The following is a 13,387-nucleotide window of genomic DNA, read 5'->3' on the forward strand; positions in this document are numbered from 1 at the left end:
TTAGCATGAGTAGTTTTACAGGCAAAGCCGAAACGGATGATAACCACCTACTGAAGTAGGTGGTTTAGGGCTGAAAACAAAAAAGGCGCGAAAATCGCGCCTTGAAACATGAGTAGATAAGAGACAAGCTTATCGCTTATTACGTAAATAGCGCTTACGACGCTCTTCTTTACGCTTCGCTTTTTCTTCTTCTTTACGGGCGGTCTCAATCTCGACTTCAATCAGCTCTTGAGTGATCATTTCTGGGCGTTCTAATGTAATTTGGCCCAAAGTGCCTTGACGAAGTTCGTGCAATAAGATCTCTGATACTTTGTGCAAGTCAACACGTCCACCTGCACGTAGTGCACCGCGGCGACGACCAATTTCTTCCATGATCTCGATATCTGATTCTGGAAGCTCTTCAATTTGATAACGCTCTTTAAGCTTGTCTGCATAATGAGCTGCTAGGTATTCAATGGTATAGAATGCGACTTCGTCATATTCCATCGCTGTATCTTTTACCGCGCCGGTAGCCGCAAGGCGGAAGCCACTGTGTGGATTTTCCACTTTTGGCCATAAAATTCCTGGAGTATCAGATAATACGATGCCATTTTGCAGGTTGATACGTTGTTGACGACGTGTAACCGCGGGTTGGTTACCTGTTACAGCGATTGTTCGACCTGCGAGGGTGTTAATGATCGTCGACTTTCCAACGTTTGGGATGCCCATGATCATGGTGCGAATGTTTTTACCAATTTCTTCTCGGTGTGGGGCAAGTTTGCGACAAAGCTCCATGATTCGATGCACTTCTTGTGGTTCAGAAGTCGTGATCGCCATTGCTTTTACATGTTGCTCTTGCTCCAAGTGCTCAATCCACAGTTGAGTTAACTCTGGATCGGCCAAATCACGTTTGTTCAAAACTTTAACGACAGGTTTGTCACCACGGATTTGAGAAATCAAAGGGTTTTCACTACTGAAAGGAATACGAGCATCCAGTACTTCGATGATCACATCCACTTGAGGGATTGCTTCTTCGATCTCTTTACGTGCTTTGTGCATGTGGCCAGGAAACCACTGGATTGAGTTATTAACCATTTGAATTTAATACCTTAATTTTTCTAATGCTCCAGCGGTTGTAAAAGTAGCAATGTGAATCTTGAGTAATACAATACTAGAACGCATTTTCTAAAACTGTGTTTACTTCAAGCTGCTCGAAACCGCGGAGTTGAGCTTTCTTTCATGTTAATGCGTCAGTTTATCATGGAATGATGATGAATCATTCAAGATGAAAGTAAAAAGCTATGGCGTGCAAACCTAAGCGCACACATCTCTTATATATACCGACTCGCAGTGAATATCCGTCTGGGTGAGAGACCGAACGCAAACGCTGTGTAGTCAAAGGTGGATTGTGTTGTCAGATTGTTCTGACGAATTTTGGTTTTCTGCTTTTATATCAAAGTGTTATTTTTATTTCGCTGTTGAGCGAAGTTTGACTTTTATCTGACAAAAACTAGTCTGAGCTTCCATTCAGAGGAAGCAGTCATGCTCAGTATTCTTAGAAGTATTACGGTATCGTCCGTCGCCTTAATTTTTTTAGCGAGTTCTTTTTGCTCAACTGCCAAACAGAGTCCTAAACCGAAGGTCATCGTTGGTGTTATTGCGCAAGACGAAGCTAAAGACTCGTTTGACGGTAGCGTTGGTCCTTCGTACGGAATTAGTCTTGAGTATTTGTCTAACATTACTAAAGCTCTGGATTATGAGTTAGAACTTCGGACTTACAAGCATATTCCGTCTTTACTTGCGGATGTCGAAAGCAAGAGGATTGATGGTGCGGTTGGATTTAGTAAAACAGCAGCAAGAGAAAAGCGTTTCTTGTTTTCGATGCCTTTTTTTTCGAGCACTATCGCTGTTTGGTATCGGAATGCCACTTACCGAGATAGTGATGCGCGTGATCTTAAATGGGTGTGTGTTGAGGGCAGTGTATATTGTGACAACCTCACTGAACGCGGTATCGATAAGATACATTACGTTAAAACACGTTTAGAGGCGTTTAATGAAGTTAAGCGAGGTAAAGCGAACGCGCTGATTTACACTTATGTTGGTATTACCCAATATTTGGATTTGAATGACATTGTAAAAGGGGTTGTCGATATTCCCAGTTGGTTGAAAAACGAAGAGGTGAGTTTTATCGCTTCGTTGGACAAACAAAGTCTGATCGATGACATCAACAAAATCCTTCAGTGGGAGCAAAATGGAAAAAACATTCGCTCCGTCGCCTCGAAAAATCCTTACCATATCAGTGATAAGTTATTGGTAGATTACCGACGTAATCATCAAAACAAACTAGTGATAACTTACAGCAGCAGTGACGAAGCTTATCCGTTTCTCTACCGAGATTCGCAAACGGGCGAGTTAGATGGTTTCTTTCCAGACTTCATCGACTTATTGCAGTCTCGTACTGGCTTGAGCTTTAAGTATGTGAAGCCGACGTCGAGCCTTTCCAATGGATTAACGGCATTTGATGCTGATATAGTCCCCGTTTCTTATGTGGGTGATCTACCTAAGTCAGATTGGTTGTTCACTAAACCATTCATGCACAGTAATTACGTGGCTATCCAAGCGGAGCAGAGCAAGCGCGATAAATCTGCATTGAAAGAAGCGGGTATTCTGCTCACTTTGAAAAAGCAAGGGTTAGTTCATTTGGGCACTTGGCAGCGAGGCCAAGTTGATCATTATGATGATTTGAAAAAGCTGCTTACCGATTTGAAATCGGGCGTTTTGGATGTGGCTTACATTCCTGACGACATCGTTCACAACATGATTGCACAAGATCAAGTCGATGGCTTGGTGATCAATGCGGAGGACGTTTTGACGTTCTCTAATGCATTTGCGGTTGCAAACCACAATACACAACTGCAACACATGTTGAACAGCATCATCGAAACCATTGATTCTAACGAGATCGAAAAACTGCTGCGTTCTCACCGAAGCTTCAAACTGACTTATGGCTATGACGCGGAGCAGATCGCTACATTTGTTGTTGCTGGTTCATTCATATTCTGTCTCATGTTAATTGCGACGTATTTCATCTTATCTCACATGCGACTTAAAGTGAGGTTAGCCGAATTTAATGCTGACAATGAGGAAGCGGAAAAGCAATGGCTGATGGACATCATCAAAGAGATCAATAGCTTGGTTTTTATCCATAGTGAAAATAACCATATGGAGATGAGCAATTGTGCCAACTACAACAGTAAACAGTGCCAACAATGTAAGTTGAAAAGTGATTCTGCGCACGCTCCTCTGGTGAATAATTTTGATGAACTAACCACTGTTATTGCTGGAAAGCGTATTTCAGAAGAGGTTGCCTCGTCGGGCTGTGAACTTGATATTAAACATGTATATCGAGAACGCAAAGTCATCGCTTCTCCTAGCGGTAAGAACAAGTTTGTACTGACTGTTATTCAAGATATTACCCAGCAAAAAGAACGTGAGCAGGCGTTAATCGATGCGCAAAAAGAAGCGCAAACCGCGGTACGTGCGCGCGAAAACTTTTTGGCAACCATGAGTCACGAATTAAGAACGCCATTGTCGGCAGCACACGGCATCCTCGATTTGCTAAATCGCCAAGTGATGGCAGATTCAAATCGCGAGTTAATTGCCCAAGCCATACGCTCGCTCAATCATTTGAATACGCTAGTAGACGAAGTACTGGATTATTCAAAGTTAGAGGCAGGGCACTTAACCGTCGCCCCAGTTAAGACCGACTTGCTTAAAACCTTGTGCGATGTGTTTCGAAGCTTTGAACCACGAGCGCTTGCGAAAGGTTTGGATTACAAAGTGACAATCAAACCATTTTCGAATGCTTTCATTGAAATCGACGCGCTGCGATTGGTGCAAATTACCACCAATCTGCTCTCCAATGCGGTGAAATTCACTGCCGAAGGAGAGGTTGGAATCAGTGTCATTCTTCATGAAAAGCAGCTTATTTTGAAAGTGGCGGATTCAGGTATCGGCATGACGGATGACCAACTCGAAGGCATTCTCAATCCTTTTGTTCAAGCGGATGACACTATTACGCGTAAATATGGCGGTACTGGATTGGGGCTAAGCATTGTTGACCGATTGATCGACAGCATGGGCGGCGTGCTCTGCATCGATTCACAATTTGGCTTGGGCACGACGATTACCGTCAGACTGCCAATTGAGCATTGCGACTCTGAGCCAGACGTTTGTTTGAACTGGACGTATAGCGAGAGCTTACCACTTAATGTTCGCCAGTGGTGTGACGCGTGGAAAATGCGTCCAGCGACGTTAAAAACAATGGTGGCGAACCTTCACCCTATACACGACAGCGATGCCAGTTTTAATGGCCTAATGCTGCGTGACGAACAAAGGGTACTTGGCAGTCTTACGCTAAGAGAGCTTCAATATCCAGATACATTGTTCAATTTGCTCAGCCAAACGCAGCAAGAAACCAAGCTTAGTGACGCAAATCAAGAAGTGGTTTCTTGGGTTCTCGGCACGGTACTGGTCGCAGAAGATAATCCCATTAACCAAAGTGTGATAGCAATGCAGCTTCATGAACTTGGAATCGAACCTGTCATTGTGAATAACGGCCGCGAAGCATGGGAATACATCAACCAAGATGAAAACGTTGTGTTGCTGCTGACCGATTTTCATATGCCAGAAATGGATGGCTATGAGCTTGTTAGGCACGTGAAAAACTCCGAATTTAAAGCAATTCCAATCATCGGTGTGACAGCAGAAGATGCTCGTCTTGCCATTGAACGTACACAGGATATCGGCATTGATGATGTGCTCTACAAGCCCTATGACCTTAATCAATTAAAAACCGTTTTGATTCCATTTATTGGCGAAAAAGAGAGGGGTAGGCTGCCCGGCTGGATTAAACGGTTCAAAGCACAGGACGCAAAAGAGATTGCGCGCGTGTTTAGTCAATCAATGTCTACAGATATAAAAAACTTAAACGCCGCATCGACTGAGCGAGACAAAAAACGGGTCATTCATGGCATCAAAGGAGCGGTTGGGGCGATAGGGGTAAGCATGCTGACTGAGCTTTGTATTGAGGCAGAACGAGTTAGTGCTGCGGAGTTTGACAGGCGAACAGCGGAGCTAATTTTACGAATCGAGCAGGAGATCGAAAACATAAACTATTGGGTAGAGACAAATGAATACACAACTTAATGTGATGGTGATTGATGACCATCCGCTACAAACCACAATACTTTCGCAAATATTGGATCGCTATTGCGCGCAAGTCATCCCCTTTAACTGTGTGGATGCTGCTATTCAGAGTGTGCAGGAACAACATTTTGACGTAATTTTTTGTGATATCCAAATGCCCGGAAAAGACGGCATCGATATGATGGAAATGCTCGATAAAGTCCAGTACCAGGGGCAAGTTGTACTGGTCAGTGCAATGGAATTGACCATTATTTCTGCGGTAAGAGCCATGTGCGAGGGATTTAGCTTTGAAGTATTAGGGAAGCTGCCTAAGCCATACGATGAAAATGAAGTCGTTGATTTGTTGGGTAAAATAAAAGATGAAAAAGCGAAACAAGTCAGCTTTGCTCAACCTATTGAAGTGGAAGATCAAGAATTCCTGTTTGCTCTGGCTGAAGGGCGAGTGAAAAATTATTACCAGCCTTTAGTCGATGTGCAAAGTGGGGAAGTGCTTGGGTATGAAGCGCTCGCGCGTTGGAATCATCCTATTTATGGTGTGTTACCCCCTCATTATTTTTTGCCAATTGTAGAGCGTTGCCGCCTTTCTGGAGAGTTGTTTCAAGCTGTATTGAGTAATGTTATCTATGACATGAAACACCGCGGATTGACGCAAAACGTATCCATCAATGTAGACCATGAAAACTTAGAAGATACGGCGTTCTCTCATTACTTTTTACAGCAATGTTTAGAGAGCGAAATTGACCCATCACAAATCACCATTGAAATTACAGAGCGAGATACATTTCAGACTAGCGCGTCCCTGTACAAGAATTTACTCAAGTTGAGGATGAACGGTGTCACTGTCTCAATAGATGATTTTGGCACGGGGTCATCGACGTTTGAAAAACTGGCTCAACTGCCATTCAACGAGTTAAAAATCGATCGTTCGTTTGTACAAGGTGTCGAATGCGACATCAAAAAACGCAACATCGTTGTTGCTATTTGCGCGTTAGCGAAAAGTTTAAATATACGACTGGTCGCGGAAGGTATTGAAGACGAAGTCACACTGCAAGCGATACGTGAGTATGGGATTGATCTTTGCCAAGGCTTCTACATTGATAAACCCATGCCACTAGAAGCCATAACCATACTAAATGAAAGATATGAATAAATTGAATTACTTGATCTTTGACGATCATCCTCTCGTTTGTGTTGCAATCAAGTCATTGTTGGAAGAGTTAGGGAAAACAAATGGGGTATTTACTGCAACATCAGCGAAGATGGCATTACAAATATTGAAAAAGGAAGAAATTCAACTGTTGATCTTAGATGTGAACTTGGCAGATTGCGATGGGTTTGATTTCTACAAACGTATCAAATCCCATGGTTATGAAGGCAAAGTCATTTTCTTCTCCGCTGAAACTAGCCAAATGTACAGCCAAATGGCTTTTCGTTCTGGCGCTGATGGCTATGTGTGTAAATCGGAAAATCACGACATTCTTAAAGACGCGATAGAAGCGGTAGAGAAGGGGTATACCTTCTTCAAATTTAAGCAAGTTGTTAATAGCGTTCGAGAAATGCCACAACTTTCAAGCAGAGAAAGCGCAGTAATGAAGTATTTATTACAAGGAAAGTCCAATCGAGAAATCGCTTCAGTGCTATCAATAAGTGACAAAACAGTCAGCACATACAAACGTCGTCTATTGGATAAATTTAACGTAAAGAACATTGTTGAGCTAACAAGAGTGGCGGGGGCGTAAGACCGCATCATGACACTTAAAAGTATCGCGTTGTCTCTTTTCATCGCAACATTACTATTCGTCACTTCTGTCACAATGATTGGTGCGGTGTTAATTTCTTATGAAGTAAAGCAGTTCAACACTTACGCGAATAATTTAGCCAAAATAAAACAAAAAGTGATTCTCGTGGGGCTATTGACGGAAGCGCAGCTCGAGCAATACAAAGGCATGAGCGTGAGTGAAGTAGAAGCGCAAACAGAGCTGAGCTTTCAAGATGCGATTTACTCCCTGTCACCTTATGAAAAACTCAATTACGTTGAATCTGTTGCACGGAAATCGCTTCATCAGGCTGAAGCGTATTTATCAAATGCGTTCAATCGACAAAATGCCGTTATGTATTTTCGTTCTTATACTGGAAACAAACTCATCTTAGAGAGACCGATTGAAGCGTTAGAGGGAGTGAAAGCCACATTTGATGTTGATTGGTGTAAAAGTAATTATTCTTGTGTGTTAGCTGCGTGGAAAGAGCAACTGACGGACCGGGTATTGTTTTCCCTACCATTTAAAACGACATACTCCGATGACATGGCGATAAGCATCATGAGTCCGGTTTACTTTCAAGGTGAGTTAGTGGGGGAGTTCTCGGAACAATTGTACCTCTCGCCGCTTTACAATGATGGGAAAGCGGTAGATGTTCAAATAGCGAATGGGAACAAGCAAATGGTGATTTATTTCGCTGGCTACCCCTTTCCATCATTCGCGTACACCCAATCATATGTTGCAGACAACAACAATCTTATCGTTTACATGTACCCATTCAGTAAAATTGTATTGGATTACGTGTTCTTGTTTATCATCTTCTTTTTCGTAACCTTAGCGTATTACAACAAAGCTTATGAATCTAAAGAGAGCAAACTTCGCCTCGCTAAGGCACTGACGAACGTGACGAAAGATGATTTAACGGGATTGTTTAACCGCAGAGTTTTTCAAGATAGCGAGTTCAAACGTCGTTTGGAAACCGCGCCATATTCCGTCATTGCAATAGATGGCGATAGGATCAAGCGAATCAATGACCATTACGGTCACCATGTAGGGGACGAAGTTATTGGAATTATTGCTGATGCTATGTCTAAAGTGTTTCGAAATAGTGATTATCTAGTTCGAACTGGTGGTGATGAGTTTGTTGCGATTCTGCCGGGTTGCAGTATCAGTCAATCTTCAATATTGGCGAAGAAGCTTCGTAGTGTCGTTAAAGATAACCGACTAAAGACCTTGGATATCGAAGTTAGTGTGAGTACTGGTATCGCGGCGAATGAATTACACGAAACGCTTCAGGACGTTATTGTACGTGCAGATGAAGGTCTCTATGAGATGAAAAAACACAGACAAAAGTCCCATTAAGCAGCGCTAGTATTGACTCAATGTTAAGTTACGGAACATAACCATGACATAACTGTTTGATTAATTTGACCAAACAGAATGAGTGGTCTTTTATATTAGAGCAGTCAACAAATAGTGATTGCTCTATTTATTCTCGACCTTACATCTGGTGTCGCACGTGAACAAAGATCTCGACTTAAACTTACTTAAAATACTTGTCTTACTGGATAAGCACCGTCAGCTTAAGCCCGTTGCGAAAGCGATGGGGAAGAGTGAAGCGTCAATTAGCAAATACCTTGCCCGATTGCGACTCCAGCTAAACGATGAATTGTTTATTCGGCATCCTCATCACATGGAACCAACGGACTATTTAAAACGTCAATTACCTAAAATTTCCGATGCACTCGAGAAGCTTGAAACTTGTCTAATTAGAGATGAGTTTGAACCGGAAAATTACGAAAAAGACATCACCATTTGTTTACCGCAAACCGCTCAATACTCATTTGGGCATTTACTTGCAATGGATTTAATGGCGCTGTTTCCCAAGGCGCACATTTCGATAGCAACGATTACAGAGTATACGATAGAAGAGATAATCCTAGGCAAAGTGGATGCGCAGTTACATTACTTCAACGAGGATGTTCCGAAATCTGTTTATCAGAAGTTCATCGGCTATGCGCCTGCTGTGGTAGTTGTCCCTGAAGAGCTGGGAATTACCACCCTGGAAGAAGCGGCCAAACTTCCCTTTATCATGTTAGAGATTATCGGTTGGAAAGAGAAAGAGCAGCTCGTTAAGCGTGCAATGGAAAGCCACGGTATGGTCATCAACCGTATTGCGGCTCTAGACAACGTAAGCAGCGTATTGAAGCTAATTAAGCAAAAAAGCGCCGCAACCGTGCTACTTGAATATCAGGCGCCAATTGATGGATATAAATTTATAAGAGTGCCAGAGCATTTTTACCCAGATGGCTGGCCAAAAGTGGTTGTACAGGTGAAGCAAAGCTTAAGACATGATGCAATGCACCAGTTGTTAATCGGTGCTATTGCAAAATACATGAGCGCTTAGCGGCAAAACTCAATGTTTTCTGACTGAGGAATAGTATGCAGAAGTTCAATCAACGTGTCCGCATGGTACTTTTTCAGAATACGCGTTTTGTAGGTGCTGATTGTTTTAGCGCTGAGTGAAAGTTGTTCAGAAATCTTCTTATTTGAGTAGCCTTGTACAAGATAATGGAACACCATGGCTTCGCGATTTGAGAGTGTTACGTTACCCGACGATGGTGTGTGAGTCGACTTAAACATTGAGTAACCGCGTGAAACACTCACAATTGCGTCGATAATGGTCTCTCTTGTTTCATGTTTGCTTAAGAAGCCGTTTGCACCCATTTCGTACGCTGCTTTAGAAAGACTCGAGTAGTCGCGTGAAGAAACAAATAACAGTCGGCCACGATATCCCGTCGCTAAAATGTTTTTGGCTAAACGCATACCATCGCGATCGCCAAGCACTACGTCTAGAATAATCAAATCAATCTTTTGGCCTCGAACAAGATCCATCACTTCCGCACTGTCAGTGGTTTGAATCACTTCAGCTGCGTTGATTACAGATTCAACTAGAGAAGCAAGTGCTTCGCTATACAATGGTTGAGCGTCGATAATAAGAACATTATTCAAAGTTAACCTCACCTAATACATCAACTAGTGTGCTGTCAGGCGACAGCGCAATTGGATGAATAGGATTGTAGGAAAAACCTTGCTAAGAGGAAGGAAAATGACTATTTCCAAAAGTGAAAATCAGTGTCTTGATTATGGGAATAGCGATGTCAGGTATTGAAATACCTAGTGATAGGATGATTGCTTAAAACTTACGCTGACAGAAAACTAACAAACTGAAAGTGTTCTTTCAGTGTTCTATGCCTTCAGATTTTCTTGCGATGCCTCTAGCGCTTCGATTTAAACCCGTGTTCACAAGCGCAGTTTTATACCATGCCACTTGAAGAGAGCTTGTTCTACACCAGGCATGAGCACGCTAGCCAACTTTGCACTGATATCTGTTGGATAGGTTTGGCTATTGACGCTGAACATCACTTCAAATTATTTCTAAACTTTTCATTGACTCGGCCGCTAAAAGTGGAGGTGTTAATTCGCACTTTGGCCACTCATAATGTCGTGTTCAAAAATGAGACAATTTTACATGGTTTGGTATGGAAATGTGCGTTAGCCGTCCTTTTGATGGTTTACAAATTTTGTTGTAACGACTAAAAAGGACTTTTGGATTTTTAGCCAGAGAATGGCTTCTCATGGCGTTTGCATCAAACTTTTTCTGATGCGTATTTTTGGTTGGATAATTGGCTTTATGAGTAACGTAACCAGCACCATTTTGACAGAAAGTGGTACCAATGAGCTTGAAATCATCGAGTTTCATTTAGAAAAAACATTGCCAGATGGCAGCACAAAAACTTGTTATTACGGCATTAACGTTGCGAAAGTACGAGAAGTGATTCGCGTGCCAGAAACAACCGATTATCCAAACGCACAACCTCATATGATTGGTGTGTTCTCATCCAGAGATGTACTGACGCCTTTAGTGGATTTAGCTGGTTGGTTAGGTGTGCCAACACGACAAGATCTGGAGCGCAAGTTTGTAATCGTTACGGATTTCAACAAAATGACCAATGGCTTCTTAATTGACAGCATTTCGCGTATTCATCGTATCTCTTGGAATGATGTGGAATCACCAAGTCAGTTTTTGGAAGCGGGCGAACAAGATTGTGTAGTAGCCGTTGTCCGTAAAGAAGGCAACCTGATCATGATTCTCGACTTTGAAAAAATCATCGCAGACATCAACCCAGAATTGAGTATGGAAAAATACGATGTGAAAGGGGACAAGTCGGTGGATCTCAACCAGAGAATGGTCGGTAAGCGTAATGCTAAAACGATCATGGTGGTGGATGACTCAGCATTTATTCGCTCTTTGATCCAAGATACATTAGCTTCTTCAGGCTACAATGTGATCACATGTAAAGACGGTGGTGAGGCGCATGAGAAGTTGATGAGCTTGATCGAGGTTGCGAAAGAAGAAAACTTGCCAGTCAAAGAGCTATTAGATGCGGTGGTTACGGACGTAGAAATGCCTCGAATGGATGGTATGCACTTAGTGAAGAGACTACGCGATACCGAAGCGTTTCATGAAATGCCGATCATTATGTTCTCGTCATTGATGAGTGAGGATAACCGAGCGAAAGCACTATCTCTTGGCGCAAATGATACGATTACCAAGCCAGAGATTGGCCGCATGGTGAATATGATGGATAAATACGTGTTTAACTTTGCGTAAAAAACCGATCAGATGAAACAAATAAGGCTGCCGATTGGCAGCCTTATTTTTATTGAGGGCAGGGAAGAATATCTAAGGTGTAACTCTTGTTTGGAGTCTGCGGTGGCCCATATAAAATTCCACATTGTGTAAGGCTAGCTCTTTTTTCGTCGGCTGCAGCAATGACCATTTCGCGAGTTGTTGAACCAGCCGGGTGATGAAATGTTTTCCAATCCGAGTCTTCTTCGTTCAGTCCTTGCACGAGTAACTTCATCGATTCGCTATCAGAATCAGGATATCCATATAAAAAAACACAGCGCTTTGAACCACCAATATTACAGCCGTCAAATGGTAAATCTGCCATTAAAGCACTGTCTACGAAGTTTGAAACGTAAGGCTTGCTTTCCAATCCCGCAATCGCCATTTTCCCATAACCGACGCCTAATGCTGACGCAATAGCGCCTTTCATTCCTTCCAAACGAGCTTCACGTGCATCACTTTGAAGGTTTAAAAAGCGTGGCGCGGCAGTGACAGCAAGAATACCGAGCACGACAATAACTACGACTAACTCTATTAGAGTAAATCCCGTTTGTTTTTTCATATTATTTTCACAGCAAGTTAAAGGTAGAAAAACACTGACCGTACACTTGTTTATTGTGTAAATAAGCACGGTAATGATAAATTGATCAGTAGTATAAGGAGGTGAGTTGTAAAGTGCTATACCGACGCCGCACTAATTGACTGAATCCATTAAATGCAATGGAGAATTCACGGGTCTAATTCTGCTAGATTTTAAGAGGTCATTAATTCCGTTGAAGAAATGCTGCGTGAACAGGCGAGCATGAATCCTCTTCGATGTAAGCAAACATGTACATCAGCGGAATGAAATACAAAATGCAAATGAGGGCGAACCGCACAAATGGATTGTCTTTTTATTCACTTTGATGAATGCTACGCGGAATTCATATCGCAGTGTGCCTGAGGCATTCATCATGCGAATGTGCTTTGGTTTTGTGTTTATTTTTCAAATATAAGAATAATCTAAATGGAATTCGATTCGATAAACTTCCTTGCAATAGGTTTGATATTTCTTGGCTCTTATGTCCAGACCGCAATCGGTTTTGGCTTGGCTATTGTTGCCGCACCTTTACTGATTCTTTGGGCGCCAGAATATGTTCCTGCGCCAATCTGTTTAGTCGCGTTATTTATTTCGTTGATGAATGCGATGAAGCACCGCAGTAGTGTTGAGATCGGCGGCTTAAAGATGGCGTTGATTGGGCGAGTGCCGGGATCAATTGCTGGTGGCTTGCTACTCTTTTTTGTATCTACACAAACTCTCACGCTTTGGATTGGTTTGTTGGTGCTGTTTGCAGTCGTGGTGAGTGTTTTACCGTTTCGGGTTGAGCCTACGCCTTCGCGTATGACATGTGTTGGTTTCTTTTCTGGGTTGTTTGGTACCAGTTCTGCGATTGGAGGCCCTCCGATGGCGTTATTGTTGCAGCATCAAGAAGCAAATCAGTTACGCGGCAACTTATCGGCTTTTTTTGTTTTCAGTTCGATTATTTCACTAATAGTACAAATCCCAGTGGGCTTCTTCACATTGCATCATTTGGTCATTACTATTCCTCTATTACCTGCTGCGGCGCTTGGTTACTGGCTAGCAATGAAAACTACCCAGTCGTTACCAAAAGAAAAGATTCGGTTTGGGGCACTTATGTTGTGTTTTGTGAGTGGCTTTACCGCCGTCGTACAAGCGTTGAGCCAATAATGCCATCTGCATCATAAAGTC

10 protein-coding genes are annotated in these 13,387 nt (G+C 42.5%); 7 read left to right on the forward strand and 3 right to left on the reverse strand.

Going from position 1 to position 13,387, the window contains the following annotated elements:
* Nucleotides 1-129: 129 nt before the first annotated feature.
* Complete coding sequence (ylqF, locus tag R7Q11_RS04875; RefSeq protein ID WP_005376521.1) at nt 130-1,074, reverse strand: ribosome biogenesis GTPase YlqF; 945 nt, start codon at nt 1,072-1,074, stop codon at nt 130-132.
* 447 nt (nt 1,075-1,521) lie between these two features.
* On the opposite strand from ylqF, the gene R7Q11_RS04880 reads away from it, so the two are divergent.
* The 5 genes from R7Q11_RS04880 (at nt 1,522) to R7Q11_RS04900 (ending at nt 9,351) form a co-directional block, all read left to right on the forward strand.
* On the forward strand, nt 1,522-5,187 hold the full coding sequence (locus R7Q11_RS04880) for an ATP-binding protein (RefSeq protein ID WP_025767845.1): 3,666 nt from the start codon (nt 1,522-1,524) through the stop codon (nt 5,185-5,187).
* Entirely contained in the window at nt 5,171-6,337 is a 1,167-nt protein-coding gene (locus R7Q11_RS04885) for an EAL domain-containing protein (RefSeq protein ID WP_005376519.1), read from the forward strand. The genes R7Q11_RS04880 and R7Q11_RS04885 overlap by 17 nt, the downstream gene beginning before the upstream one ends.
* Nucleotides 6,330-6,926, forward strand: coding sequence for a response regulator transcription factor (locus R7Q11_RS04890; protein ID WP_017635347.1), 597 nt, complete (start codon nt 6,330-6,332; stop codon nt 6,924-6,926). Before R7Q11_RS04885 ends, R7Q11_RS04890 begins: the two co-directional genes overlap by 8 nt.
* Before the next feature lie 9 nt (nt 6,927-6,935).
* Nucleotides 6,936-8,306 (forward strand): GGDEF domain-containing protein, encoded by a 1,371-nt coding sequence (locus tag R7Q11_RS04895; protein ID WP_225466244.1) that lies wholly within the window; start codon nt 6,936-6,938, stop codon nt 8,304-8,306.
* 157 nt (nt 8,307-8,463) lie between these two features.
* The gene (locus R7Q11_RS04900) at nt 8,464-9,351 is read left to right on the forward strand and encodes a LysR family transcriptional regulator (RefSeq protein WP_017635345.1); all 888 of its coding nucleotides are present in this window, start codon (nt 8,464-8,466) and stop codon (nt 9,349-9,351) included.
* Here the strand turns inward: R7Q11_RS04900 and R7Q11_RS04905 are convergent.
* The gene (locus tag R7Q11_RS04905; protein ID WP_017821556.1) at nt 9,348-9,956 is read right to left on the reverse strand and encodes a response regulator transcription factor; all 609 of its coding nucleotides are present in this window, start codon (nt 9,954-9,956) and stop codon (nt 9,348-9,350) included. The two genes, R7Q11_RS04900 and R7Q11_RS04905, sit on opposite strands and share 4 nt — an antisense overlap.
* 682 nt (nt 9,957-10,638) lie before the next feature.
* On the opposite strand from R7Q11_RS04905, the gene R7Q11_RS04910 reads away from it, so the two are divergent.
* Nucleotides 10,639-11,619 (forward strand): chemotaxis protein, encoded by a 981-nt coding sequence (locus R7Q11_RS04910; protein WP_025998672.1) that lies wholly within the window; start codon nt 10,639-10,641, stop codon nt 11,617-11,619.
* A gap of 49 nt (nt 11,620-11,668) precedes the next feature.
* Here the strand turns inward: R7Q11_RS04910 and R7Q11_RS04915 are convergent, their stop codons facing one another.
* On the reverse strand, nt 11,669-12,199 hold the full coding sequence (locus R7Q11_RS04915; protein WP_053303523.1) for a prepilin-type N-terminal cleavage/methylation domain-containing protein: 531 nt from the start codon (nt 12,197-12,199) through the stop codon (nt 11,669-11,671).
* Nucleotides 12,200-12,643: 444 nt separating this feature from the next.
* Between R7Q11_RS04915 and R7Q11_RS04920 the strand changes: the two genes are divergently transcribed.
* The gene (locus R7Q11_RS04920) at nt 12,644-13,366 is read left to right on the forward strand and encodes a sulfite exporter TauE/SafE family protein (protein WP_225466245.1); all 723 of its coding nucleotides are present in this window, start codon (nt 12,644-12,646) and stop codon (nt 13,364-13,366) included.
* The last annotated feature ends 21 nt before the right edge of the window (nt 13,367-13,387 follow it).

This window comes from Vibrio sp. 970, assembly GCF_033339075.1.